Raw genomic sequence first — 22,572 nt, 5'->3', positions numbered from 1 at the left:
GAGATGCTCCGGGCGGCGGAGGCCGCCCGCAGCCAGTTCCTGCTGGGCTACGTCCGGCTGTCCATCGACAGCGCCAACCTGCGCTCGGCGGTCCGCTCCGCGCGGATGGGCAAGGGGGCGGACTTCCTCCGCCGGGCGCTGATCCCCGGTGGGAATGTGAGTCTGGACAGCATCACCGCCGCCGTCACCGGCCGCGGCGAGCTGACGCAGGTTTTTTCCCACACCTATCTGGAGGCCGCCGCGGCCTCCGGCGCCGAAGCGGTCAAGGGGGGCGCCCTCACCGACTTCGAGCGGCTCTGCGACAACGCCCTCACCGCTTATCTCACCCAGGGAAAGCGGGTGGCCTTCGGCGAGCACCCCCTGATCGGCTATCTGTACGCCAAAGAGAACGAGCTCACCACCATCCGCATCATCCTCACCGGCCGGCTGGCCGGGCTGGATTCGGATACCATCCGGGAAAGGCTGCGTGAGAGCTATGTCTAACGAAAAATACCGCATCGCCGTGCTGGGGGATCAGGCCAGCGTCCTGGGCTTCAAGGCCCTGGGGCTGGACGTCTACCCCGCCGAGACGGTGGAGGCGGCCCGGGAGATTCTCCACCGCCTGGCCAAGAGCGACACCGCCATTATCTACCTCACCGAACAGCTTGCCCAGGGGCTGGAGCCGGAGATCGCCCGCTACAAGGATAATCTGACCCCCGCCATCATCCTTATCCCCGGCAAGGGCGGCAGTCTGGGCATCGGCATGGCCAACGTGAAAAAATCCGTGGAACGGGCGGTAGGCGCGGATATCCTGTAATCCCCCGCCCGCATCGCAGCGAAATCACCCGAAAGAAGGTCGATATATTTGAGCAGCGGAAAGATCGTAAAAATCTCCGGCCCGCTGGTGGTCGCCACGGGACTTTCGGACGCCAACATGGCCGACGTGGTCCGCGTGGGCGAGCAGCGCCTCATCGGCGAGATCCTCACCATGAACGGGGACTCCGCCTCCATCCAGGTCTATGAGGAGACCTCCGGCCTGGGCCCCGGCGCGGCGGTAGAAACCACCGGCTCCCCCCTGTCGGTGGAGCTGGGCCCCGGCCTGATCGAAAATATCTACGACGGCATCCAGCGGCCCCTGGAGGGCATCATGAAGATCGCCGGCTCCACCATTACCCGCGGCATCGAGGTCCCGGCCCTGGACCGCCAGAAGCACTGGGACTTCCAGGCCACCGCCAAGCCCGGCGACAAGGTGGAGGGCGGCGACGTCATCGGCACCGTCCAGGAGACCTCCTCCGTCCTCCACAAGATCATGATCCCTCCCAAGATGAGCGGCACCCTGGAGACCATCCAGTCCGGCTCCTTCACCGTGCTGGACACCGTGGCCACCCTGCGCACCCCCAAGGGGGACGTGGTGCCCCTCACCATGACGCAGAAATGGCCCGTCCGTGTGGGCCGCCCCTACAAACACAAATATCCCCCCAAGACGCCCCTTCTCTCCGGCCAGCGCATCGTGGATGCCATGTTCCCCGTGGCCAAGGGCGGCACCGCCGCCATCCCCGGGCCCTTCGGCTCCGGCAAGACCGTCATGCAGCACCAGCTGGCCAAGTGGTCCGATGTGGATATCGTCATCTACATCGGCTGCGGCGAGCGCGGCAACGAGATGACCGACGTGCTCCGGGAGTTCCCCGAGCTGGTGGACCCCCGTACCGGCGAGTCCCTGATGAAGCGGACCGTGCTCATCGCAAACACCTCCGATATGCCTGTGGCCGCCCGTGAGGCGTCCATCTACACCGGCATCACCATTGCCGAGTATTTCCGTGACATGGGGTACGACGTGGCCGTTATCGCCGACTCCACCTCCCGCTGGGCCGAGGCCCTGCGCGAGATGTCCGGCCGCCTGGAGGAGATGCCCGGCGAGGAGGGCTACCCCGCCTACCTCGCCTCCCGTCTGGCCCAGTTCTACGAGCGGGCCGGTTCGGTGGAGTGCATCACCTCCCAGGGAGACCGCCGCGGCAGCCTGACCGCCGTGGGCGCGGTCTCTCCCCCGGGCGGCGACCTCTCCGAGCCCGTCAGCCAGGCCACCATGCGCATCGTCAAGGTGTTCTGGGCTTTGGACGCCTCGCTGGCCTACCGCCGTCACTTCCCCGCCATCAACTGGCTCAACTCCTATTCCCTGTACCTCGACTCCCTCAAGCCCTGGTACGACGAGAATCTGGGGCCCCAGTTCATGGTCAACCGCGACAAGGCCATGAGCATCCTCCAGGAGGAGGCCAGCCTCAACGAGATCGTCCAGCTGGTGGGCAAGGACTCCCTGTCCGCCGCCGACCAGCTCACCCTGGAGACCGCAAAAATGCTGCGGGAGGATTTCCTCCAGCAGAACGGCTTCATGGAGGTGGACTGGTACTCCAGCTATGACCGCCAGGACAAGATGCTGGGCATGATCCTGGAGTACGACAAGCTCTGCCGCGCCGCCATTGTAAAGGGCGCCCCGGTGACCGACCTCTTCGCCATCCCCTTCCGGGAGCGGATGGGCCGCGCCAAGAGCGTGCCCGACGCCGACTATCCCGCCGTCTATGCCGCCATGGAGCAGGAGATGGCCGAGCAGATCGACGCGGCGGTTGCCAAGGGAGGTGCTGAGGAATGATTCGTGAATACCGCACCATTCAGGAGGTCAACGGACCCCTGATGCTGGTCAAGCAGGTCCAGGGCGTCGCCTACGACGAGCTGGGCGAGATCGAGCTGCCCGACGGCTCCGTCCGCCGCTGCCAGGTGCTGGAGGTCAACGGCGATACCGCCGTGGTCCAGCTTTTCGAGCCCTCCGCCGGCATCAATCTGGCCGAGTCCAAGATCCGCTTCCTGGGCCATCCGCTGCAGCTCGGCGTATCCGGCGACATGCTGGGCCGGGTCTTTAACGGCATGGGCCAGCCCATCGACGGCGGCCCCGCCATCCTGGCCGAGGAGTTCCGGGACATCAACGGCCTGCCCATGAACCCCGCCGCCCGGGACTACCCCAATGAGTTCATTCAGACGGGTATCTCCACCATCGACGGCCTGAACACCCTGGTCCGCGGCCAGAAGCTGCCCATCTTTTCCGGCTCCGGCCTGCCTCACGCCAATCTGGCCGCCCAGATCGCCCGCCAGGCCAAGGTGCTGGGGGACGACGCGGGCAATTTCGCCGTGGTCTTTGCCGCCATCGGCATCACCTTCGAGGAGGCCGACTTCTTTATCCAGGACTTCCGCCGCACCGGGGCCATCGACCGCACCGTGCTCTTCACCAACCTGGCCAACGACCCGGCCGTGGAGCGTATCGCCACCCCCCGCATGGCCCTGACCGCCGCCGAGTATCTGGCCTTTGAGAAGGGCATGCACGTGCTGGTCATCCTTACCGACATCACCAACTATGCCGAGGCCCTCCGGGAGGTATCCGCGGCCAAGAAGGAGGTCCCGGGCCGCCGCGGCTATCCCGGCTACCTCTATACCAACCTGGCCACCATCTACGAGCGGGCCGGCCGTCAGTTGGGCAAGCCCGGCTCCATCACCCTCATCCCCATCCTCACCATGCCCGAGGACGACAAGACCCACCCCATCCCCGACCTCACCGGCTATATCACCGAGGGCCAGATCATCCTCTCCCGCGAGCTCTACCGCAAGGGCATCAATCCCCCTGTGGACGTGCTGCCCTCCCTGTCCCGTCTGAAGGACAAGGGCATCGGCGTGGGGCGGACCCGCGAGGACCACGCCGGGACCATGAACCAGCTCTTCGCCGCCTATGCCACCGGCAAGGAGAACAAGGAGCTGATGTCCATCCTGGGCGAGGCGGCTCTCTCCCCCACCGATCTCCTGTACGCCAAGTTCGCCGATGAGTTCGAAAAGCGGTATGTGAACCAGGGCACCGACGAGAACCGCTCCATCACCGAGACCCTGGACCTGGGCTGGGACCTTCTGTCCATCCTGCCCGCCTCCGAGCTCAAGCGGATCAAGCCGGAGTTCATTGAAAAGTACCTCCCGAAAAAGGAGGGATAACGCATGCCTGCGACCACTGTGAACCCCACCCGAATGGAGCTCACCCGCCTCAAGGGGCGGCTGAAGACGGCCCGCCGGGGCCACAAGCTCCTGAAGGATAAGCGGGACGAGCTGATGAAGCAGTTTCTGGATGTGGTCCGGGAAAACCGCGCCCTCCGGAGGCGGGTGGAGGAGGCCCTGATGCAGGCCCACGGCTCCTTTACCGTGGCCTCGGCCCTGATGTCCACCGAGATGCTGGAGCAGTCCCTCATGTACCCCAAGCAGTCTGTGGAGCTGACCATGGACTTCCAGAACGTCATGTCGGTCAACGTGCCGGAGTACCACTTCAAGACCAAGAACGCCGAGGCGGGGGACGTGTACCCCTACGGCTTTGCCGCCACCTCCGGCGCTCTGGACGACGCGGTGGACGCCCTCTCGGGCGTGTTCCAGGATATGCTGCGCCTGGCTGAGATGGAAAAGACCTCCCAGCTCCTGGCAGAGGAGATCGAAAAGACCCGCCGCCGGGTCAACGCCCTGGAATACGTCAAGATCCCCCAGATGGAAGAGAGCATCAAATATATCTCCATGAAGCTGGATGAAAATGAGCGCGCCTCCACCATCCGCCTCATGAAGGTGAAGGATATGCTCCTCAAAGACGCCATCGAGGAGAAGAGAGCCGAAGACGCCAGGGCCATCAGGACCTTCGGCGGCTCAGGCGAAGGTCCCCAGGAGATATAATGATAGAACACGCCAAAAGAGGAGGGCGCTCAATAGAGCGCCCTCCTCTTCTCATATTTTTTGAGCAGGTCCTCAATGGCCTCATCCAGGAGCCGGGATTTGGGGACCCGCGTCTCTTCAGAAAGTTTCGCCAGTTGGGGAACCAATTCATTTTTTAATGATGATATGAAACGGGTACGATTCACCAATTTGGACTCAGCCATCATACTTACCTCCTGTATACTATGTATGTACTATATCATATTCGTTTTTTTAGAACAAGGGGCTTGCATATGGCGCATTAATGGTGTATATTATATGTCGAGGTGATAACTATGGACGACACAAAAACCTGCGAGACCTGCAAACACTTTATCCAACACTACTACAAGTTCGGACAGACCTTCCGCCCGCTGTCCGTGGGGCACTGCACGGACCCCCGCTGCCGGGACAAGAAGGTGGAGACCCCCGCCTGCCACCGCTATCTCCTGAAAAAGTGAGCCCCCAAAACTGTGCCCGCTGCAACCCGAGGGCTGCAGCGGGCACGGCTTTACATTTTCTCCAGCATCCCACGCAGCATCCAGCCGTGGGCGTTTTCGTCCTCCGCCAGCTCCAGGTACAGCTCCCGCAGGCAGGGGTCCTCGGTCCGTCCGGCGGCGGCGCGGTACTCCGCCTCCCCCTTCTGTTCTCCCAAAAAGCGGCTGCGCAGGGTGCTCAGATAGGTCCCCTCCAGCCGCACAGGGGCCCGGTCCGCCGGCCAGTAGCGCACGCCTGAGATGAGAAAATAGGCCGCAGAGAGCCGCTTGGCGTGGCGCTTCTCATCCGCCGCCATGGAGGCGAAGGTCCGGGAGGCCTGCCCGGCGGTCCGCCGGGACAGCGCGGTATAGGTCCTGTGGTCTCCCAGCTCATCCTCCATGAAGGCCTGGAGCTCCGCGCCGTGGACGGCGGAGGAGGGGCCCAGACAGCGGATATCGGCGGCCTCCGCCCGCCTGGGCTCCGGGGCGGGAGAGGGCTCCGGCTGGACCGGAGCCGGCATCGCCGGCACAGGGGCCGGCTCGGGAGCCGTGACCTGGGGCATATACCCCTGTATGTACTGGGGGGCGTGCGGCCATTCCGCCGCCGGAACTGGCTCGATGGGGCTCTCCGCCCCGCCCGAGCGCGTCACGCGCCCCCACACCCGCTCGAAGATCTCGCGGTCGCTGCCGCAGAGTCCCGGGCCCGGCTGTGGCATCTGATTCTGTTCCATATGAAACTGCCTCCTATAAATCCAGTGATTCAGTCCATACTATGCAGAAGCGGCCAAACCGGCACGGGCCGGGGAGGAAAAGAAATTCTTGTTAATCAATCGGAATTATGGTAGAATAAAAAGTCAAGATGCGACATAGAAACAAAAGGAGTCCTTAACATGCTGGAAATCAGGCATTTATCCTATCAGGTGTCCGACGAATCCGGCGGGGAGCTCGGCATCCTCAACGACGTCTCCCTTACCATCGCGGATCACAAATTCGTGGTCGTCACCGGCCCCAACGGCGGCGGCAAGACCACGCTGGCGAAGGCCATTATGGGGCTGGTGAAGCCCACCTCCGGCTCCATCCTCTGGAACGGCGAGGATATCACCGGCCTTTCCATCACCGACCGCGCCCGGAAGGGCATCAGCTATGGCTTCCAGCAGCCCCCCCGGTTCAAGGGCCTGCGGGTCCGGGACCTGCTGGAGCTCGCCTCCGGCCGCCAGGACCTCTCCCACGAGGAGGAGTGCCAGTACCTCACCCGGGTGGGCCTGTGCGCCAACGACTATATCGACCGCGAGGTGGACGCCTCTCTCTCCGGCGGCGAGGTCAAACGCATCGAGATCGCCACCATCCTGGCCCGGTCCGCGGGTCTGATGATCTTTGACGAGCCGGAGGCCGGCATCGACCTGTGGTCCTTCTCCCGTCTGACCGAGACCTTCCGCCAGCTCCATGACGAGAAGAGCGCCACCCTGGTGGTCATCTCCCATCAGGAGCGCATCATCGATCTGGCCGACGAGATCGTGATGGTCTCCGGCGGCGTCATCACCCAGCATGGCCCCAAGGAGGAGATCTTTCCCCAGATCCTGGCCAACACCGTGTCCGGGTGCAGCTATATGAAGGAGGCGTAACACCATGGACAAATTAGAAGCCAAGCTCCTCAAGGAGATCGCCGACCTGGACAGTCTCCCCGTGGGGGCCTATAACATCCGCAAAAACGGCGGCGCGGGCGGCCGGAACAACACCGCCCACATCGTGATCGACACCAAGACCGACAAGTCCGGCATCGACATCCACATCGCCCCCGGCACCAAGCATGAGTCGGTCCACATCCCCGTCATCATCACCGAGACCGGCCTCACGGAGCTGGTGTACAACGATTTCTATATCGGCGAGGACTGCGACGTGGACATCGTCGCCGGCTGCGGCATCCACAACGGCGGCTGCGATACCAGCCAGCACGACGGCGTGCACACCTTTCACGTGGGCAAAAACGCCAAGGTGCGCTATTATGAAAAGCACTACGGCGAGGGCGAGGGGACCGGCAAGCGCATCTTCAACCCCCAGACCATCGCCTATCTGGAGGAGGGCGCCTCCATCCATATGGAGACCACGCAGATCCGGGGCGTGGACTCCACCAAGCGCTACACCAAGATCGTGGTGGGCCCCGGCGGCGAGGGGACCATCACGGAGAAGCTCCTCACCGACGGCGCGCAGGTGGCCGAGTCCGAGATGGACATCGTCCTGGCCGGTGACGGCGCCTCCGGTCGGGTCATCTCCCGCTCTGTGGCCCAGGACGAGTCCCAGCAGATCTTCTACCCCAGAATGATCGGCGAGGCCAAGTGCTTCGGCCATGTCCAGTGCGACTCCATCATCATGGGCAACGCCAAGATCAAGTCCATCCCCGCCATCACCGCCGAGTGTCCCGACGCCCAGCTCATCCACGAGGCCGCCATCGGCCGCATCGCGGGAGACCAGCTCATGAAGCTCATGACCCTGGGCCTTACCGAAGAGGAGGCCGAGGAGAGGATACTCAATGGCTTCCTGCAATAAGAAAAACATTCTGGACGCCCAGGCCATCGCCGAAAAGGACCCCTTCTCCACCCGCAACAACATTCGGGTCACCGCCGCCTATGCCGACGGCAGCGGCGAGGGCGAGCTGACAATCACGCCGGAATGCCTCAACCCCAGGGGCGCGGTCCACGGCGGCTGCCTCGCCACGCTGGCCAACGCCGTCAGCGGCTGGGTGGCGGGCGCCGTGCAGCACTGCAACAGCGCCACCGCCAGCTATACCCTCAACTTTCTCCGTCCGGCCATGGGCACCAGCCGGAAAATCCGCTGCCGGGCCGCGCCGGTAAAACTGGGCCGGACGCTGTGCGTCTATCACGTAGTTCTCCTGGACGACGCCGACACCGTGGTGGCCAGCGGAGACTTTACCTATTTTATGTCGGTCCTATAAGTCTTTGAATCATGCCTGTCCCCGTTCTCAGGGGGCCAGGGAAAGGATGCTCCATGGATTCTTCCACGAAAAAAAAGCTTTTGGACGCCGAGGCCATCGCCCGGTACGATCCCTTTTCTTCCCACAACAACATTCGGGTCACCGCCACCTACGAGGACGGCAGCGGCGAGGGCGAGCTGATCGTCACCCGCGAGAGCCTGAACCCCCACGGCATTGTCCACGGGGGCTGTCTGGCCGCCCTGGCCGACTCCGTGGGCGGCTGGACCGCCTCCTCCGCCCAGCACCGCACCTGCGTGACGGTGAACTATGCCTTCCACTTTCTCCGTCCGGCCATGGGCACCAATCAGAAGATCCGCTGCCGGGCCACACCGGAAAAAACGGGGCGTACGCTCAGCGTCTATCACGTATCCCTCACCGACGACGAGGGCCTGGAGGTGGCCACCGGGAACTTTACCTTCTTTATGATGGACAAGCGGCTCAACGGCACCACCCCGGAGCGTCTGGAGCGCACCGCGGACGAGTCATAAAAAGCAAGGCCCGGAGCCGCATGGCTCCGGGCCTTGTCCATCCATCGTTTTCTCACTCGTCCCAGTCGGCATAATCGTCGAACTCAGAGGGGTGACAGCAACACTCGCCCTTTTCGGAGAGCTTATCTTTCAGGCAGCACAGGCTGCTGGTGATCTTGTCCCAGTAGGCCACGACACAGCACACCGCCGCGGCCAGCGCCAAGGACCAGCCGACGATCTTCAACACAAAACGGGCAACTTTCATCCCAAATACGCCTCCCATTGTTCAGAGATATTCATAGTGTACACGATTTCTGTGCAAATTACAATCACCCCTTATAACTTTTTCCCTTGTATTTAAGGCCAAAATAGAATACAATATATAAAATCCAAAATAGGTATACTCTGTCCTGTAAGGAGGTTCCATATGAGACTGGAAACAGAGCGGGGCGCCATCTCCATCAGCCCTGACGTCTTCACCAACATCACTGGCGCCGCGGCCACCAACTGCTACGGCGTCAAGGGTATGGCTGTGCGCTCCACCACCGACGGCCTGGTCCATCTCCTGCGCCGGGAATCCATGGCCAAGGGCGTCAAAGTCCGCTTCAACGACGACGCCACCGTCTCCATCGAGCTCCACATCATTGTGGACAACGGCGTAAATCTCACCGCCGTCAGCCGCTCCATCATGAGTGAGGTGCGCTATATCGTCGAGCGCATCACTGGCGGGAAGGTAAAAAATGTGGACGTCTGCGTAGACTCCATGGTCATCGGCTGATCGCCCAGCCCAAACCGTCATAGAAAGGAACATTCGACATGAGAGGAACCATTGACGGGGCGTCGCTGGCCCAGATGGTGATCCACGCCGCGGCCTCCATCAATTCCCAGAAGCAGCAGATCAACGAGCTCAACGTCTTTCCGGTCCCCGACGGGGATACCGGCACCAACATGAGCATGACCATCTCCACCGCCGCCGCCGAGCTGAAGAAGAAGGCGCCCGCCGGCGTGGGCGCGGTGGCCCAGACCAACGCCAACGCCCTTCTGCGGGGCGCCCGCGGCAACTCCGGCGTCATTCTCTCCCTCCTGTTCCGGGGCTTTGCCAAGGCCCTCAAGGACAAGGAGGAGGCTGACGGCGGCGACTTCGCCGTGGCCCTGGATTACGGCGTGGCCACCGCCTACAAGGCGGTGATGAAGCCCGCCGAGGGCACCATCCTCACCGTCTCCCGCCTGGCCGCCCGGCGGGCCGCGGAGGCCGCCCGTGAGGACCGCTCCGTGGAGTTCGTGCTGGACGAGGCCATCAAGGAGGGCCACATCGCCCTGGCCGACACCGTCAACCAGAACCCGGTTCTCAAGAAGGCCGGCGTGGTGGACGCCGGCGGCAAGGGCTTCCTGGTCATTCTCCAGGGCATGCTGGACGAGCTGCGGGGCGAGCCCATGCCCGCGGGCACGGAGGACGAGGCGCCCTCCAAGGTCCAGGAGCACGCCGATTTCGGCACCTTCAAGACGGAGGACATCAAATTCGGTTACTGCACCGAGTTCATCTGCTCCCGTGACAGCAAGAAGGACCCGGAGGCCCTGCGGGGCTTCCTCTCCGCACTGGGCGACTCCCTGGTGCTGGTGGACGACGACGAGATCATCAAGGTCCACGTCCACACCAACCACCCCGGCAAGGTGCTGGAGGAGGCCATCACCTACGGCTCGCTCCAGACCGTGAAGATCGAAAACATGCGCAATCAGCACACCGAGATCCTGGAGGAGGCCGCCGGCCATCCCGCAGAACAGGAGGCGGTGCGCAAGGTGGCCCCCCCGGAGAAGAAATACGGCTTCGTCTCCGTCTGCGCCGGCGACGGCATCAGCGCCGTGTTCCGGGACCTGGGGGTGGACGGCATCATCTCCGGCGGACAGACCATGAACCCCTCCACCGAGGATATCATGAAGGAGATCGACAAGACGCCTGCCGAGGTGGTCTATGTCCTGCCCAACAACAAAAACATCATCATGGCCGCCGAGCAGTGCGTCCCTCTGGCTGAAGGCAAAACCGTGGTGGTCCTGCCCAGCAAGACCATTCCCCAGGGCGTCTCCGCGCTGCTGTGCTTTGACCCCGACACCTCTCAGGAGGACAACACCCAGGCCATGACCCAGGCGCTGGGGAACGTCCATACCTCCCAGATCACTTATGCCGCCCGCAACTCCGACTTCGACGGCTTCGACATCAAGGAGGGGGACTATCTGGCCCTCAGCGAGAGCCAGCTCTTCGGCACCGACCGGGATATCCTGGCCCTGCTCCGGCGGCTGGCCCAGGATGCGCCGCAGAAGGAGGCCGAGTTCATCACCGTCTATTACGGCGAGGATGTGACCGAAAGCCAGGCCCAGACCGCCCTGGAGATCTTCACCGCCGAGTGTCCCAACGCCGAGATCACCCTGCTCTCCGGCGGACAGCCCGTCTACTATTATCTCATTTCGGCGGAATAAGCCCCGCCGCTCTGCCAGGAAGGCGGCCGCGAGGCCGCCTTCCTGTTATGTTCATTGACCCGAAAGAGAGAAAGGAGCTGGTCCCCCTATGTATGATTTCACCACCCTTCGCCCCCGGAGAGGCATCGGCGCCTCCAAGTGGCAGCCTCTGGAGCGGGCAGGCGTCGCCGACCCCGACGTCATCCCCTTTTCCATCGCGGACATGGACCTGATAACCGCGCCGGAGATCATCTCCGCCCTGCGGGAGGCCGCCGAGTTCGGCGTCTACGGCTACACCTCCATGGATGAGGCGTATCGCTCCGCTGTGGCGGGATGGATGCGCCGCCGCCACGGCTGGGAGATCCAGCCGGGCTGGATTATCAACGCCTTCGGCGTGGTCCACGCCGTGGGACAGGCTGTGCAGGCCTTTACCCAGCCGGGAGAGGGCGTCATCTTCCAGACCCCCGCCTATCCCCCCTTCCTCCGCATCCTCCAGGCCACGGGCCGGACGCCCCTTTCCAATCCTCTGTTGCGCGGGGAACAGGGCTATACCCTGGATTTCGAGGCGCTGGAGGCCCTGTGTGCCCGCCCCGACGCCAAGCTGCTCCTCTTCTGCTCCCCCCACAACCCCACGGGACGGGTATGGTCGGAGGAGGAGCTCCGCCGGGTGGCGGATATCTGCGCCCGCAACGGCGTTCTGCTCTTCTCCGACGAGATCCATTTTGACTTTATCGCCCCCGGCCACCGCCATACCGTTCTGGCCACACTGGACGAGCAGACCCGGGACAACTGCATTGTGGGCACCTCCGCCAGCAAGACCTTCAACCTGGCGGGGTTGTCCACCGCCAACATCATCATCCCCAACGATACGCTGCGCCGCCGTTTCCGCGCCAAGACCGACGGCTATACGGGAGGCTACACCGGCTATTTCGGCCTGACGGCCACCCGGACCGCCTATGAAAAGGGCGAGGCCTGGCTGGATGCGCTGCTGGTCCATCTGGAGGGCAACTTCCGCCTTTGCCGGGAGTTTCTGGCCCAGCGGTTCCCCTCGGTATGGGTGGCCCCGTGGGAGGGCACTTATCTCCTCTGGGCCGACTTCTCCTGCCTGGGTCTGACGCCGGAGGAGCAGGAGCGCTTCATGCGGGACGAGGCCGGGCTGTTTCTGGATGAAGGGTACATATTTGGCCGGGAGGGCGCCGGATTTGAACGCATGGTGCTGGCCTGCCCCCGCCTCCAATTGGAGCGGGCCCTGGAGCGGTTGGACCAGGCGGCCGCCCGGCGGGGCCTGCCCCGGTGAGGCCCCTGTCCCCCCGGGAGGGCGCATTCAACCCGAAATACGGGCTCTTCCTCGGCGTTCTGGGCGCCTCCTTTTCTTCTATTTTTGTCCGCTGGTCCGCCGCCCCCTCTCTGGTGACCGCCACCTGGCGGCTGGGCTGGGCGGTGCTGCTGCTCCTCCCCTCCGTGCTGTTCCGGCACCGGGAGGAGCTCAGGGCCGCCACAGGCCGGGACTTCCTCTTCTGCGCCCTCAGCGGCCTGCTGCTGGCGTTCCACTTCACGGCCTGGTTTGAATCCCTCAAGTGGACCTCCATCGCCTCCTCCACCGTACTGGTGTCCACAGAGGTCATCTTTTCCGCCCTGGGCTTTGCCCTTTTTCTCCGGGGAACGATCCCCAGACCAGGAGTCCTGGCCATTGTTCTGGCCTTCGGCGGCAGCGTGGCGCTGGCCCTGTCGGATTCCGGCGGTGCCGGCGCCCTGAAGGGGGATCTTCTGGCCGTGGCGGCGGCGGTCTTTGTGGCCGCCTATACCCTCATCGGGCAGGTACAGCGCGGACACCAGTCCACCACCGTCTATACCTTTCTCACCTATGCCTCCTGTCTTGCCGCCCTGCTGTGTATGGACCTTTTCACCGGCACGCCCATTCTGGGCTGGGGTCTCCGGGAAGCGGCTGTGGGTCTGCTTCTGGCGGTCTTCTGTACCCTGCTGGGCCACTCTCTTTTCTCCTGGAGCCTCAAATGGCTCTCCTCCGCCTATGTCTCCGCCGCCAAGCTGTGTGAGCCGGTATTCGCCTCGATACTCGGCTTTTTCCTCTTTCGGGAGGCCATCCGTCCTCTCCAGGCTCTGGGCGCCCTGATCGTATTGGCCGGCGTATTTCTCTACACCCGCGCGGAGACTTCCTATGCCTCCGCCTGAAAAGCGAAGAGCCGCCGGGCTTGCAGCCCGGCGGCCCATATTTGTTCTTGTTCAGGCCTCGTCCGGAATAATCTCCAGAGCGGTCTCGCCCGTGCGGAGGTCTGCTGTATACTGGTAGGTTCCGGCCTGATGGCATACCTGGCCGTCATTGATCATTGCCTCATCGTAGTGGTACGAGTAGCGGAGGGTCAAACCATCCTGGCTAAGGTCCATCGCCTGGGGATCCGAGTGGGTGATCCCCCAGCCGTGTTCGTCCGGGGTGGGCAAAGAAATCACGGTTCCCTCTTCCAGCGCGGCCCCCGCCTTATAAATCAGCCGGAGAGACACGCTGTTCCCGTGGGGCAGTCCCGTGTTGCTGTACAACAGCACGGTGCAGACCTCTGCCTCCAGGCGTTGGGTCTCCTGGTAACCGACTGTGCTGGTCACCTGTTTCACCGCCGCTTCATAGGCTCCTGTGGAAGGCGTCTGCTGGCCGCTTCCTCTCTCTTCCGGGAAGGAGTCTTCCGGAAATGCCGCCGTGAAGTCCGCCGCTGTAAAGGCGCCTTCGGAGATCAGCTTTTCCTGGAGCGTGATCTCCTCTCCCTTGATATCTGCAAACAGGGCGGCGCAGGTGACATCTACCACGTCGGCCCGCAGAAAGCTCTCCCGGTCCACCCGCTGGGGCAGGATGCCGCATTCCTCTGCCAGTGTCCAAGGCGCGTCCCAGGAGAAGTCTCCGCTGTCTCCCTCGGTATAGCCAAGGGCCCGCAGCATAAAGGTCAGGTACATCTCCGCCGACGCCGTGTCCGCCGCGCCGAACCGATCCTCCGATACGCCCTTGGTGAGCCCCGCAGTATAGGCATAGGATACATAGCCGTCCGCCCAGTCGGGCACGTCGGAGAAGGGATGGGTCTTTGCGCTCTCCTGCGCCGGCGCTTCTTTTCCCAGCGCACGCACCAGCATGGTGAGCGCCTCCGTCCTGTTGGGGGCACGCTCCAGGGCAAAGTCGGTGGTCCCGTTTTCCTTTTCTCCCACGCCGAGGAACAGTCCCAGCTCCTTAAGCTGAGAGGCCAGCCCGTGCTCAATGTCCAGATCCCGGGCCGCCGCTGCGACCCCCAGGGGAGCGGCCCATACGCACATCGTCAGGCATAGGCCGGCCGCCAACAGTTTTTTCATATTACACCTCCAAAATTTGTGTTGGTTGACGCCTATTTTTATAACGATGCTCACGCCTCTTTTGTGACAGCTTGTATCAATTTTGCGAAAAATTGCGGCGATTGCGCTCTGTCACAGCGGTGTGAAAAGTTGGGGGTTGCTTTTTCCTGTTTTCGGGTGTAAAATAACTCCAACCATTTTGAGTGAGGTATTTTTATGCAAGAGATCCGCCTCACAACCGAATCCCGTTCCTTTACCTATTTTGGCTGGGCTCGATTTACGGGCGCCGGCTTCTTTGGCATGGGTAAAAACAGCGGGATAAAGTGAATGGGCGGGCCCCCCGAGGGGCTCCTTGCATCGTCTTACCGTGCGCTCATTGATTTTATCGTCAATGGGCGCATTTTTTGTCATCTGCATCCGCGCCCATGGCGGAAAAGGAGAGAAAAATCTATGGTAGTCATTATGAAACCCGGCACGAAAAAAGAGGACATCGACATTTTGGTCCGCAAGTTCCGCGACCAGGGCCTGGACGTGGGCATCACCAATGGCGTGGGCTGTACCATCCTGGGCCTTGTGGGTGACACCATCAGCCTGGATATCGACAAAATCTCCATGGAGCCCAATGTGGAGCGGGTCATGCGGGTCCAGGAGCCCTATAAAAAGGCCAACCGGAAGTTTCACCCTGAGGATTCGGTGGTCACTGTAGGGAAGGCCCGGATCGGCGGCGGAAGCTTTTCCGTCATCGCCGGCCCCTGCTCGGTGGAGTCGGAGGAGCAGATCTGCGCGGTGGCGGAGGACGTAAAGTCCTCCGGCGCGGCGCTGCTGCGCGGCGGCGCCTTCAAGCCCCGCACCTCCCCCTACTCCTTCCAGGGCATGGGAACGCCCGGTCTGGACCTCCTTATGGAGGCCCGGGAAAAGACTGGCCTGCCCATCGTCACCGAGATCATGGACCCCCGCATGGCGGAGCTCTTCGAGCGGGAGGTAGACGTGGTCCAGGTAGGCGCCCGGAACATGCAGAATTTTGAGCTTTTGAAAGAGGTGGGCAAGATGTCCAAGCCCATCCTCCTCAAGCGCGGCCTCTCCAACACCTATGAGGAGTGGATCATGTCCGCCGAATATATCATGGCCGCAGGCAACGAAAACGTCATTCTCTGCGAGCGGGGCATCCGCACCTTTGAGACCTTCACCCGCAACACCCTGGATGTCTCCGCCATCCCGGCCATCAAGCAGATGAGCCATCTGCCCGTGATCGTGGACCCCTCTCATGCCGCCGGCATGTACTGGATGGTGGAGCCGCTGGCCATGGCGGCCATCGCCGCCGGGTGCGACGGCCTCATCATTGAAGTCCACAACGATCCCCCCCACGCTAAGTGCGACGGCCAGCAGTCCCTCACCCCCAAAAAGTTTGACGAGCTGATGAAAAAGGTGGAGGCCCTGGTGCCCATGATGGGCAAGAAGCTGATTCGCTGATGCGCCTCCATCCGGAAGGAGAACCCCCTATGAAAACCCTTCATGTCGGTCTTGACGACCGCTCCTACGACAGCCATATCGCGCCCGGCCTCCTGTCCCAGGCGGGCGCGCTCTGCCGCGCCGCCCTCCCCCGCGCCGGGCGGCTGGCCGTGGTCACGGATTCCCATGTGGGTCCCCTTTACGGAGAAACGATCATGTCCAGCCTGGCCGGGGCCGGCTTTCAGGCGGAACTGGTCACTATCCCCGCCGGTGAGTCCTCCAAATGCCTGAGCATGCTCGGGCGTCTATACGACTCCTTCACGGCTCAGGGGCTCACCCGCTCCGACGGCGTGGTGGCCCTGGGGGGCGGCGTGGTGGGCGATCTGGCGGGCTTCGCCGCGGCCACCATCCTGCGTGGCGTGGACTTCGTACAGATTCCCACCACACTTCTGGCCCAGGTGGACTCCTCCGTGGGGGGCAAGGTGGCCATCGACCTCCCGGCAGGCAAGAACCTGGCCGGCGCCTTCTGGCAGCCCCGGCTGGTTCTCATGGACCCCGCGTGCCTCCGTACACTGGATGACAAGACCTTTTCCGACGGCATGGCCGAGGTCATCAAGTACGGCTGCATCCGGGACCGGGCCTTCTTCGATTTTCTCTGCGCCCACTCCTCCCGGGCGGCGGTCATGGAGCACATTGATTCCGTGCTCTATACCTGCTGCGATATCAAGCGGCAGGTGGTGGTGGAGGATGAACGGGACACCGGCGTCCGGATGATCCTGAACTTCGGCCACACCGTGGGCCATGCCTTTGAAAAGGCGGGCGGCTATGAGACTTGGACCCACGGACAGGCGGTCGCCGCCGGGATGGTCGCCGCCGAACGGCTGGGCGCCGCCCTGGGTGTCTCCGACGGCGACGGCTTCTCCGAGCTGCTGGAGGTGCTGTCCGCTTTCGGCCTGCCCACCCACATTGACTGCGACTGGAGCGCCATCGTGGAGGCCGTCGGCCTGGACAAGAAGGGCGACGGAGAGGCCATTACCATGATCTTTCTGTCCCACATGGGCAGGGCCTTGCCCATGAAGATGAAGAAGGAGGACGTGCTGCAAAACCTGGCGCACGTCTGCGGGAGGTAAGCGGATATGGACATCACCATCGCCCCCCGGCTGCTGAAGGGCCGCATCACCCCCCCGCCCTCCAAATCCCAGGCGCACCGCGCCCTCATCGCCGCTGCGCTGGCGGGAGGCGGGAGCCGCATCGAAAATCTGGCCGACTCCCAGGACATCCAGGCCACCTCCCGCTGTCTGGCGGCCCTGTGCGCGCCCGGCAGCGGCCTGCCTCTGCTGGACTGCGGGGAATCCGGCTCCACCCTGCGCTTTCTCATCCCCCTTTCCCTGGTCCTCCGGGGAGGCGGCCGTTTTACCGGCCGCGGGAGGCTGATGGAGCGCCCGCAGGAGCCCTATTTCCGCCTTGTTGAGGAAAAGCATGTCTGATATTCCCTGGAGGCCGGTGTGCTCACAGTCCGGGGCGCGCTACCGTCGGGGTGTTATACCCTCCCAGGCAATGTGTCCAGCCAGTTTATCACCGGCCTTCTCTATGCCCTCCCCCTGCTGGAGGGCGACTCGGACATCCTCCTCACCACGCCTCTGGAATCCGGGGGCTATGTGGACATGACCCTGGATGTGCTGGAGCGGTTCGGCGTCAGGGCCGTCCCCAACGGTTCCTGCGCCTTCCATGTACCCGGCGGACAGACCTACCGCCCCCACGATATGGCCATCGAGAGCGACTATTCCCAGGCGGCCTTCTGGTACGCCGCCAGGGGCTTGGGCAGTCAGGTGGAGCTACAGGGGCTCAACCCTTTCTCCGTTCAGGGGGATCGGTGCATCGTGGAGGATTCCGCCAGCCTGTGCGGCCCGGGAGAGGTGGAGCTGGACGTATCCCAGTGCCCCGACCTTGTCCCCCCGCTGGCGGTCCAGGCCGCCCTGCGTCCGGGACAGACCACCCGCATCGTAGGCGCCGCCCGGCTGCGCATGAAGGAGAGCGACCGGCTCTCCGCGGTGACCCAGGTCCTCAACGCCCTGGGGAGCCGTGTGGAGGAGCACCCGGACAGCCTGACCATCCTGGGTGTGGACACTCTGGCCGGCGGCGTGGCGGTGGATAGTCATAACGACCACCGCATCGCCATGATGGCCGCCGTGGCGACCACCCGTGCCGCCGCCCCCGTCACCATCCGGGGAGCGGAGAGCGTACGCAAATCCTACCCGAACTTCTGGGAGGACTATCAGCGTCTGGGAGGGATGTTCCTATGAAATATATCATTTTCGGCGAGTCCCACGGTCCCGCCATTGGGGTGGCCCTGGAGGGTCTCCCCTCCGGCATCGCGCTGGACATGGACTTCATCGCCTCTGAAATGGCCCGCCGGGCGCCCGGACAGAACGCCATGACCACCGCCCGCAGAGAAAAGGATGCGCCGGAAATCCTCTCCGGCGTCTTTGAGGGCAGGACCACAGGCACTCCCCTGTGCGCCGTGATCCGGAACACCGATACCCACAGCCAGGACTACGCCAAGCTCAGGACGCTGCCCCGCCCCGGCCACGCCGATTATACCGGCTTTGTCCGCTACGCCGGATGGGGCGACTACCGCGGCGGCGGCCACTTCTCCGGGCGGCTTACCGCCCCGCTGGTCTTTGCCGGCGCAGTGGCCAAGCTGGTCCTGCGGGAGCGGGGCGTGGCCGTGACGGGACGGATCTCAAACGTGGCGGGGATCCCGGACCCCACGCCGGAGCAGATGGAGGCGGCCATTCTGGCCGCCAAGGCTGAGCTGGATTCCGTGGGCGGCCGCATCCGCTGCTCCGTCACCGGTCTTCCCGTGGGCCTGGGCAGTCCCGACTTCGGATGCAACGTGGAGGGAATCTTCTCCCAATACCTCTTCGCCGGCCCTGCGGTCAAGGCGGTGGGCTTCGGCCTGGGCGAGGGCTTTGCCGCCCTGCGGGGCAGCCAGGCCAACGACCCCTTTTACCTGGACGGCGGCACGGTCAGGACCCGCACCAACCACTCCGGCGGCATCAACGGCGGCATCACCAACGGAATGCCGGTGGAGTTTGAGGTGACCTTGCGCCCCACGCCCTCCATTGCCCGCCGGCAGCAGACGGTGGACCTCTCCGCCGGCAGGGAGGCCGAGCTGGAGATCACCGGCCGTCATGACCCCTGCATCGTCCCCCGCGCCCTGCCCGTCATTGAGGCCGCCGCTGCACTGGCCGCCTGCGAGCTACTTGGGATGTGAGGTGAAAGCATGAGCGAACTGGACACCCTCCGCTCCGAGATCGACGAGATAGACACCCAGCTCACCGCCCTCTTTCTCCGCCGCATGGATGTGACGGCACGGGTGGGCGCCTACAAGCAGGAAAACGGTCTCCCTGTCCTGGATGAGGCCCGTGAACAGGAGGTCCTGGCCAGGAAGTCGGTCGCAGTCTCCGATCCGGCCCGCAGGGCCGACGTCACCGCCCTCTACGAGACCATCATGGGGCTCAGCCGTCGCCAGCAGCGCAATCTGGTGAATGAGGCCGGAAACGAGGGTTATCGGCAGATCCGGGAGGCCATCTCCCACAGCCGGGCCCCCTTGACGGCCCCCAGGGTCCTCTATCAGGGGGAGCCGGGGGCTTATGCCGACGAGGCCGCCGCGCTCTTTTTTGGCGAGGATGTCCCCCGGGCCCATGTGGAGACCTGGGAGGACATCTTCCTGGCCCTGCGGGAGGGCCGGGCGGATTACGGCGTACTGCCCATTGAGAACAGCTCCACCGGCTCCATCAGCCAGGTCTATGATCTGCTGGCCCAGTACGGCGCCTATATCGTAGGGGAGCAGACGGTGCGGGTGGAGCACTGTCTGGTGGCCCTTCCCGGGGCCTGTCTGGACGGCATCCGCGAAGTCTGTTCCCACGAGCAGGGGCTCAGACAGTGTGCCGAGTTCCTCAAGGCCCATCCCGACTGGCGGGCTGTGCCGCGTCTCAACACCGCGGAGAGCGCAAAATACGTCGCAGAGCGGGGAGATCTCACTCTGGCCGCCATTTGCTCCCGCCGGGCCGCCCGGCTCTATGGTCTGGATATCCTGGCCGAGCGCATCCACTTCAACGCTCAAAACGACACCCGCTTCGTGGTGGTCTCTCCGGTGATGGAGCGCCGGGCGGGCTGCGACAAGGTGAGCGCCCTTTTCGTCCTGCCCCACCGCAGCGGCTCTCTCCATGAGATCATGACCATCTTTGCCGTCAACGGCCTCAACATGATGAAGCTGGAGTCCCGTCCCATCGTGGGCCGGAGCTGGGAATATCTCTTCTTTGTGGATTTTACCGGCGACCTGGCCGCCCCGGGCATGGACGGGGTGCTGCTGGAGCTCTCCCAGACGGCCGAGGGTTTCCGGGTGCTGGGCAATTACAAGGAGGCCTGCGGCGCAGCGTGTTCCGACGGGCAGGGCGGTGGCTTAAAATGAAAAACATTATCCTTATCGGTATGATGGGCTGCGGCAAGACCACCTGCGGCGGCCTGCTCTCCCGGCGGCTGGACCGGGAGCTGGTGGATACCGACGCCCTGATCGCCGCCCGTGAGGGACGGAGCATTCCCGAAATCTTCGCCGCCCAGGGTGAGGACCGCTTCCGGGAGCTGGAACGAGGCGTAGCCGAGGAGCTGGCCCGGCGGGAAGGGCTGGTGGTGGCCTGCGGCGGCGGCCTGCCCCTGCGGGACGACGCCATGGCTCCCCTCAAGTCCAGCGGCACCGTGGTCTTTCTGTGCCGTGACCCGGGCGAGACCTTCGACACCGTGCCCATGGACGCCCGTCCGCTGGCCCAGGAGGGGCGCGAGGCCTTTCTCGCCCGGTTCCGGGACCGGGAGCCGGCCTACCGCTTCTGGGCCGATCAGATCGTCACGGATTTCTCGTCGCCGGAGGCGACGGTCAATGCCATTCTGGAGGGATTGTCATGAAATTTCTCATCATCAACGGCCCCAATCTGAACCTGCTGGGCCAGCGCGAGCCCGGCATCTATGGCGAGGAGAACTACACCGCCCTCTGCGGCCGCCTGCGCGCCTTTGCCTCCGCCCATCAGAGTACTGCCGAGTGCTTCCAGTCCAACCACGAGGGAGCCATCATTGACGCCATTCATGCCGCGCAGGGCAACTATGACGCTATCATCATGAATCCCGGCGCCTTTACCCACTATAGCTATGCCATCCTGGACGCGCTCAAGGCGGTCAGGATCCCCTGCATCGAGGTCCACATCTCCAACGTCCATCAGCGGGAAGAGTTTCGGCACAGGTCCGTGACCGTGCCCGCCTGCGTGGGTCAGATCTGCGGGCTGGGGCTGTACGGCTACGAGGCCGCCATGAGGTACTTCCTGTGCATGTCGAACTGAAAAACACCACTCGAAAGCTCTGCGTCATCGGAGATCCGGTGCTCCACTCCAAATCCCCCCTCATCCAGAACACCATGCTCTCGGCACTCGGTTTGGATTATATTTACTTATGTCAACCAGTTTCAGCTGGTCGGGCGGCAGAGTGGCTCTCCGCGGCAAAGGTGGCCGGATATGCGGGCTTCAACGCCACCATGCCCCACAAGCTGGACCTGGTCCCCCTGATGGACGAGCTGGACGAGGACGCCCGCCTATACCAGTCTGTCAATACTGTATGTATAAAAGAGGGGAAGGTATACGGATACAACACCGATGGGCGGGGCTTTTTGCAGGCACTTCTGGACGCAGGAGTGGACCCCGCCGGAAAGCGGGTGCTCCTGCTGGGCGCCGGGGGCGCGGCCAAAGCAGTCGCTCTGAAGCTGGTTCAACAGGGGTGCGTCTCCCTGACCGTATGCAACCGCACCCTGGAAAGGGCCGAGATGTTATGTCAATTCAATGCAGCCGTCATGCGCGCCGTCGGCTTTGACGCTGCAACGCTGCGGCTGGAGGCCTCTAGGGCCGATCTGCTGGTGAACTGCACCTCCCTGGGCATGGGGGGAGTGGCGGGCCAATTCGAGGATTTTCACTTTTTGGACGCCCTTCCGCATGCGGCGGCGGTGTGCGACCTCATTTACCACCCGGCTGAAACGGAGCTCCTGGCCCAGGCCCGGCTGCGGGGCCACCGGACGCTGAATGGCTTGGGCATGCTCATCCACCAGGCCGTCTTTGCTCTGGAACACTTTACGGACACCCAACTAGACGGTGCCGCCATGCGCGCCCTGGTAGAGGGCGTGCTGTGATCCGCCGCGCGGATTCTGGCGGTGCCTCATCTGTCAGAACATATCCGCCCCATGGGAAACGGGACCGCCGGATTGGCGGTCCCGTTCTTTCTCCTCTCTTCCGCGCATATACATCCAGCAGTGGAATCCAAGATGCGGGGGAGTGTTGTGAGTGTGAAAGGGAACATCGAGGAGCGGGCCTGTCAGTTGGCTCTTTACATAATCGAGAACAAAGCGACGGTGCGCGCCGCGGCTCAGAAGTTCGGTATCAGCAAGTCCACGGTTCACAAGGACCTCCAGGACCGCCTGCCTGCGTTCAATAAGCCCCTCTATTTGCAAGTGAAGGCAGTCCTGGACGAAAACAAGGCTGAGCGCCACATCCGCGGCGGTATCGCCACCCGCAAAAAATACAAGGGGGATTAGGGTTTGTCCGCATTTGCACTCGGCCAAACAGGGGGCCGCGGTCCGTAT

At 63.5% G+C, this 22,572-nt stretch carries 29 protein-coding genes; 24 read left to right on the top strand and 5 right to left on the bottom strand.

Annotated features, from left to right (window positions below):
* The 5 genes from ABUA09_RS15890 to ABUA09_RS15870 all read left to right on the top strand — a co-directional run.
* The coding region (locus tag ABUA09_RS15890) for a V-type ATPase subunit (RefSeq protein WP_349949517.1) at window positions 1–483 on the top strand (483 nt) is incomplete at its 5' end.
* Window positions 476–796: a V-type ATP synthase subunit F gene (locus ABUA09_RS15885; RefSeq protein ID WP_033116921.1), complete on the top strand. Its 321-nt coding sequence runs from the start codon at window positions 476–478 to the stop codon at window positions 794–796. The genes ABUA09_RS15890 and ABUA09_RS15885, both read left to right, overlap by 8 nt.
* A gap of 48 nt (window positions 797–844) precedes the next feature.
* Window positions 845–2,623: a V-type ATP synthase subunit A gene (locus ABUA09_RS15880; protein ID WP_075704658.1), complete on the top strand. Its 1,779-nt coding sequence runs from the start codon at window positions 845–847 to the stop codon at window positions 2,621–2,623.
* Complete coding sequence (locus tag ABUA09_RS15875) at window positions 2,620–4,002, top strand: V-type ATP synthase subunit B (protein ID WP_033116923.1); 1,383 nt, start codon at window positions 2,620–2,622, stop codon at window positions 4,000–4,002. The genes ABUA09_RS15880 and ABUA09_RS15875 overlap by 4 nt, the downstream gene beginning before the upstream one ends.
* A 3-nt stretch (window positions 4,003–4,005) precedes the next feature.
* The gene (locus ABUA09_RS15870; protein WP_033116924.1) at window positions 4,006–4,719 is read left to right on the top strand and encodes a V-type ATP synthase subunit D; all 714 of its coding nucleotides are present in this window, start codon (window positions 4,006–4,008) and stop codon (window positions 4,717–4,719) included.
* A 29-nt stretch (window positions 4,720–4,748) separates the two neighbouring features.
* On the opposite strand, the gene ABUA09_RS15865 is transcribed toward ABUA09_RS15870, so the two are convergent.
* Complete coding sequence (locus ABUA09_RS15865; RefSeq protein ID WP_075704659.1) at window positions 4,749–4,922, bottom strand: ribbon-helix-helix domain-containing protein; 174 nt, start codon at window positions 4,920–4,922, stop codon at window positions 4,749–4,751.
* A 111-nt stretch (window positions 4,923–5,033) separates the two neighbouring features.
* Between ABUA09_RS15865 and ABUA09_RS15860 the strand changes: the two genes are divergently transcribed.
* Window positions 5,034–5,198: a hypothetical protein gene (locus tag ABUA09_RS15860; RefSeq protein WP_178388466.1), complete on the top strand. Its 165-nt coding sequence runs from the start codon at window positions 5,034–5,036 to the stop codon at window positions 5,196–5,198.
* Between the two features lie 50 nt (window positions 5,199–5,248).
* Here ABUA09_RS15860 and ABUA09_RS15855 read toward each other — a convergent pair whose 3' ends face one another.
* Window positions 5,249–5,944: a ferritin family protein gene (locus ABUA09_RS15855; protein WP_349949516.1), complete on the bottom strand. Its 696-nt coding sequence runs from the start codon at window positions 5,942–5,944 to the stop codon at window positions 5,249–5,251.
* A gap of 159 nt (window positions 5,945–6,103) precedes the next feature.
* Between ABUA09_RS15855 and ABUA09_RS15850 the strand changes: the two genes are divergently transcribed.
* From ABUA09_RS15850 to ABUA09_RS15835, 4 genes are read left to right on the top strand one after another with little or no spacing between them, the layout of a single operon-like run.
* Window positions 6,104–6,835, top strand: coding sequence for an ABC transporter ATP-binding protein (locus ABUA09_RS15850; protein WP_058118506.1), 732 nt, complete (start codon window positions 6,104–6,106; stop codon window positions 6,833–6,835).
* Window positions 6,836–6,839: 4 nt separating this feature from the next.
* The gene (locus tag ABUA09_RS15845) at window positions 6,840–7,757 is read left to right on the top strand and encodes a SufB/SufD family protein (RefSeq protein WP_033116927.1); all 918 of its coding nucleotides are present in this window, start codon (window positions 6,840–6,842) and stop codon (window positions 7,755–7,757) included.
* Window positions 7,741–8,163, top strand: coding sequence for a PaaI family thioesterase (locus ABUA09_RS15840; protein WP_208319667.1), 423 nt, complete (start codon window positions 7,741–7,743; stop codon window positions 8,161–8,163). The genes ABUA09_RS15845 and ABUA09_RS15840 overlap by 17 nt, the downstream gene beginning before the upstream one ends.
* 53 nt (window positions 8,164–8,216) lie before the next feature.
* Window positions 8,217–8,690, top strand: coding sequence for a PaaI family thioesterase (locus ABUA09_RS15835; protein WP_058118507.1), 474 nt, complete (start codon window positions 8,217–8,219; stop codon window positions 8,688–8,690).
* Between the two features lie 52 nt (window positions 8,691–8,742).
* On the opposite strand, the gene ABUA09_RS15830 is transcribed toward ABUA09_RS15835, so the two are convergent.
* Entirely contained in the window at window positions 8,743–8,934 is a 192-nt protein-coding gene (locus ABUA09_RS15830) for a hypothetical protein (RefSeq protein ID WP_033116928.1), read from the bottom strand.
* A gap of 162 nt (window positions 8,935–9,096) precedes the next feature.
* Between ABUA09_RS15830 and ABUA09_RS15825 the strand changes: the two genes are divergently transcribed.
* The 4 genes from ABUA09_RS15825 to ABUA09_RS15810 all read left to right on the top strand — a co-directional run bounded on the left by ABUA09_RS15825 (window position 9,097) and on the right by ABUA09_RS15810 (window position 13,310).
* Window positions 9,097–9,447: an Asp23/Gls24 family envelope stress response protein gene (locus ABUA09_RS15825; protein WP_349949515.1), complete on the top strand. Its 351-nt coding sequence runs from the start codon at window positions 9,097–9,099 to the stop codon at window positions 9,445–9,447.
* 38 nt (window positions 9,448–9,485) lie between these two features.
* Window positions 9,486–11,141, top strand: a complete 1,656-nt coding sequence (locus tag ABUA09_RS15820; RefSeq protein ID WP_033116930.1) for a fatty acid kinase ATP-binding subunit FakA — start codon at window positions 9,486–9,488, stop codon at window positions 11,139–11,141.
* A gap of 88 nt (window positions 11,142–11,229) precedes the next feature.
* Entirely contained in the window at window positions 11,230–12,417 is a 1,188-nt protein-coding gene (locus tag ABUA09_RS15815) for a MalY/PatB family protein (RefSeq protein WP_033116931.1), read from the top strand.
* Window positions 12,414–13,310, top strand: a complete 897-nt coding sequence (locus ABUA09_RS15810) for a DMT family transporter (protein WP_227151887.1) — start codon at window positions 12,414–12,416, stop codon at window positions 13,308–13,310. The genes ABUA09_RS15815 and ABUA09_RS15810 overlap by 4 nt, the downstream gene beginning before the upstream one ends.
* A gap of 51 nt (window positions 13,311–13,361) precedes the next feature.
* On the opposite strand, the gene ABUA09_RS15805 is transcribed toward ABUA09_RS15810, so the two are convergent.
* Together ABUA09_RS15805 and ABUA09_RS15800 are read right to left on the bottom strand one after the other, a co-directional pair.
* Complete coding sequence (locus tag ABUA09_RS15805) at window positions 13,362–14,465, bottom strand: S-layer homology domain-containing protein (RefSeq protein WP_195614978.1); 1,104 nt, start codon at window positions 14,463–14,465, stop codon at window positions 13,362–13,364.
* Window positions 14,466–14,576: 111 nt separating this feature from the next.
* Window positions 14,577–14,855 (bottom strand): hypothetical protein, encoded by a 279-nt coding sequence (locus ABUA09_RS15800; RefSeq protein ID WP_147586211.1) that lies wholly within the window; start codon window positions 14,853–14,855, stop codon window positions 14,577–14,579.
* 39 nt (window positions 14,856–14,894) lie between these two features.
* On the opposite strand from ABUA09_RS15800, the gene aroF reads away from it, so the two are divergent.
* From aroF to spoIIID, 10 genes are all read left to right on the top strand, one after another.
* Entirely contained in the window at window positions 14,895–15,914 is a 1,020-nt protein-coding gene (gene aroF, locus ABUA09_RS15795; protein ID WP_033116932.1) for a 3-deoxy-7-phosphoheptulonate synthase, read from the top strand.
* 29 nt (window positions 15,915–15,943) lie between these two features.
* Window positions 15,944–17,023, top strand: coding sequence for a 3-dehydroquinate synthase (gene aroB, locus ABUA09_RS15790; RefSeq protein WP_349949514.1), 1,080 nt, complete (start codon window positions 15,944–15,946; stop codon window positions 17,021–17,023).
* Between the two features lie 6 nt (window positions 17,024–17,029).
* Window positions 17,030–17,380, top strand: coding sequence for a carboxyvinyltransferase (locus tag ABUA09_RS15785; protein ID WP_349949513.1), 351 nt, complete (start codon window positions 17,030–17,032; stop codon window positions 17,378–17,380).
* An 18-nt stretch (window positions 17,381–17,398) separates the two neighbouring features.
* Window positions 17,399–18,196, top strand: a complete 798-nt coding sequence (locus ABUA09_RS15780) for a 3-phosphoshikimate 1-carboxyvinyltransferase (RefSeq protein ID WP_349949512.1) — start codon at window positions 17,399–17,401, stop codon at window positions 18,194–18,196.
* Complete coding sequence (locus tag ABUA09_RS15775; RefSeq protein WP_349949511.1) at window positions 18,193–19,170, top strand: chorismate synthase; 978 nt, start codon at window positions 18,193–18,195, stop codon at window positions 19,168–19,170. The genes ABUA09_RS15780 and ABUA09_RS15775 overlap by 4 nt, the downstream gene beginning before the upstream one ends.
* Before the next feature lie 9 nt (window positions 19,171–19,179).
* Window positions 19,180–20,370, top strand: a complete 1,191-nt coding sequence (locus tag ABUA09_RS15770) for a bifunctional chorismate mutase/prephenate dehydratase (RefSeq protein WP_208319664.1) — start codon at window positions 19,180–19,182, stop codon at window positions 20,368–20,370.
* Window positions 20,367–20,858 carry a shikimate kinase gene (locus ABUA09_RS15765; protein WP_279204338.1) on the top strand — a complete coding sequence of 164 codons (492 nt, stop codon included), beginning with the start codon at window positions 20,367–20,369 and terminating at the stop codon, window positions 20,856–20,858. The genes ABUA09_RS15770 and ABUA09_RS15765 overlap by 4 nt, the downstream gene beginning before the upstream one ends.
* A complete protein-coding gene (gene aroQ, locus ABUA09_RS15760; RefSeq protein WP_279204336.1) occupies window positions 20,855–21,286 on the top strand; it encodes a type II 3-dehydroquinate dehydratase in 432 nt (143 codons plus the stop codon). The genes ABUA09_RS15765 and aroQ overlap by 4 nt, the downstream gene beginning before the upstream one ends.
* A complete protein-coding gene (gene aroE, locus ABUA09_RS15755; protein ID WP_033116938.1) occupies window positions 21,271–22,122 on the top strand; it encodes a shikimate dehydrogenase in 852 nt (283 codons plus the stop codon). Before aroQ ends, aroE begins: the two co-directional genes overlap by 16 nt.
* 153 nt (window positions 22,123–22,275) lie before the next feature.
* The gene (gene spoIIID / locus ABUA09_RS15750; protein ID WP_058118805.1) at window positions 22,276–22,524 is read left to right on the top strand and encodes a sporulation transcriptional regulator SpoIIID; all 249 of its coding nucleotides are present in this window, start codon (window positions 22,276–22,278) and stop codon (window positions 22,522–22,524) included.
* Window positions 22,525–22,572 lie beyond the last annotated feature (48 nt).

It is taken from the genome of Intestinimonas sp. RTP31139st1_F5_RTP31139_211217, from assembly GCF_040226735.1.
In the GTDB taxonomy this organism is placed as follows: Bacteria; Bacillota; Clostridia; order Oscillospirales; family Oscillospiraceae; genus Intestinimonas; species Intestinimonas butyriciproducens.
The sequence above is the reverse complement of the archived record's forward strand: the minus strand, read 5'-3'. Positions and strand labels throughout refer to the sequence as shown.

What these genes read in the sequence shown, in the direction of transcription:
- ABUA09_RS15840 (WP_208319667.1), top strand. Translation starts at nt 7,741, where the DNA reads ATGGCTTCCTGCAATAAGAAAAACATTCTGGACGCCCAGGCCATCGCC.
- ABUA09_RS15770 (WP_208319664.1), top strand. Translation starts at nt 19,180, where the DNA reads ATGAGCGAACTGGACACCCTCCGCTCCGAGATCGACGAGATAGACACC.
- ABUA09_RS15800 (WP_147586211.1), bottom strand. Translation starts at nt 14,855, where the DNA reads ATGACAAAAAATGCGCCCATTGACGATAAAATCAATGAGCGCACGGTA.
- ABUA09_RS15870 (WP_033116924.1), top strand. Translation starts at nt 4,006, where the DNA reads ATGCCTGCGACCACTGTGAACCCCACCCGAATGGAGCTCACCCGCCTC.
- ABUA09_RS15845 (WP_033116927.1), top strand. Translation starts at nt 6,840, where the DNA reads ATGGACAAATTAGAAGCCAAGCTCCTCAAGGAGATCGCCGACCTGGAC.
- ABUA09_RS15885 (WP_033116921.1), top strand. Translation starts at nt 476, where the DNA reads ATGTCTAACGAAAAATACCGCATCGCCGTGCTGGGGGATCAGGCCAGC.
- ABUA09_RS15825 (WP_349949515.1), top strand. Translation starts at nt 9,097, where the DNA reads ATGAGACTGGAAACAGAGCGGGGCGCCATCTCCATCAGCCCTGACGTC.
- ABUA09_RS15765 (WP_279204338.1), top strand. Translation starts at nt 20,367, where the DNA reads ATGAAAAACATTATCCTTATCGGTATGATGGGCTGCGGCAAGACCACC.
- aroF (WP_033116932.1), top strand. Translation starts at nt 14,895, where the DNA reads ATGGTAGTCATTATGAAACCCGGCACGAAAAAAGAGGACATCGACATT.
- ABUA09_RS15830 (WP_033116928.1), bottom strand. Translation starts at nt 8,934, where the DNA reads ATGAAAGTTGCCCGTTTTGTGTTGAAGATCGTCGGCTGGTCCTTGGCG.
- ABUA09_RS15820 (WP_033116930.1), top strand. Translation starts at nt 9,486, where the DNA reads ATGAGAGGAACCATTGACGGGGCGTCGCTGGCCCAGATGGTGATCCAC.
- ABUA09_RS15835 (WP_058118507.1), top strand. Translation starts at nt 8,217, where the DNA reads ATGGATTCTTCCACGAAAAAAAAGCTTTTGGACGCCGAGGCCATCGCC.
- ABUA09_RS15850 (WP_058118506.1), top strand. Translation starts at nt 6,104, where the DNA reads ATGCTGGAAATCAGGCATTTATCCTATCAGGTGTCCGACGAATCCGGC.
- ABUA09_RS15855 (WP_349949516.1), bottom strand. Translation starts at nt 5,944, where the DNA reads ATGGAACAGAATCAGATGCCACAGCCGGGCCCGGGACTCTGCGGCAGC.
- ABUA09_RS15815 (WP_033116931.1), top strand. Translation starts at nt 11,230, where the DNA reads ATGTATGATTTCACCACCCTTCGCCCCCGGAGAGGCATCGGCGCCTCC.
- aroQ (WP_279204336.1), top strand. Translation starts at nt 20,855, where the DNA reads ATGAAATTTCTCATCATCAACGGCCCCAATCTGAACCTGCTGGGCCAG.
- ABUA09_RS15860 (WP_178388466.1), top strand. Translation starts at nt 5,034, where the DNA reads ATGGACGACACAAAAACCTGCGAGACCTGCAAACACTTTATCCAACAC.
- ABUA09_RS15805 (WP_195614978.1), bottom strand. Translation starts at nt 14,465, where the DNA reads ATGAAAAAACTGTTGGCGGCCGGCCTATGCCTGACGATGTGCGTATGG.
- aroB (WP_349949514.1), top strand. Translation starts at nt 15,944, where the DNA reads ATGAAAACCCTTCATGTCGGTCTTGACGACCGCTCCTACGACAGCCAT.
- ABUA09_RS15875 (WP_033116923.1), top strand. Translation starts at nt 2,620, where the DNA reads ATGATTCGTGAATACCGCACCATTCAGGAGGTCAACGGACCCCTGATG.
- ABUA09_RS15785 (WP_349949513.1), top strand. Translation starts at nt 17,030, where the DNA reads ATGGACATCACCATCGCCCCCCGGCTGCTGAAGGGCCGCATCACCCCC.
- ABUA09_RS15865 (WP_075704659.1), bottom strand. Translation starts at nt 4,922, where the DNA reads ATGGCTGAGTCCAAATTGGTGAATCGTACCCGTTTCATATCATCATTA.
- ABUA09_RS15775 (WP_349949511.1), top strand. Translation starts at nt 18,193, where the DNA reads ATGAAATATATCATTTTCGGCGAGTCCCACGGTCCCGCCATTGGGGTG.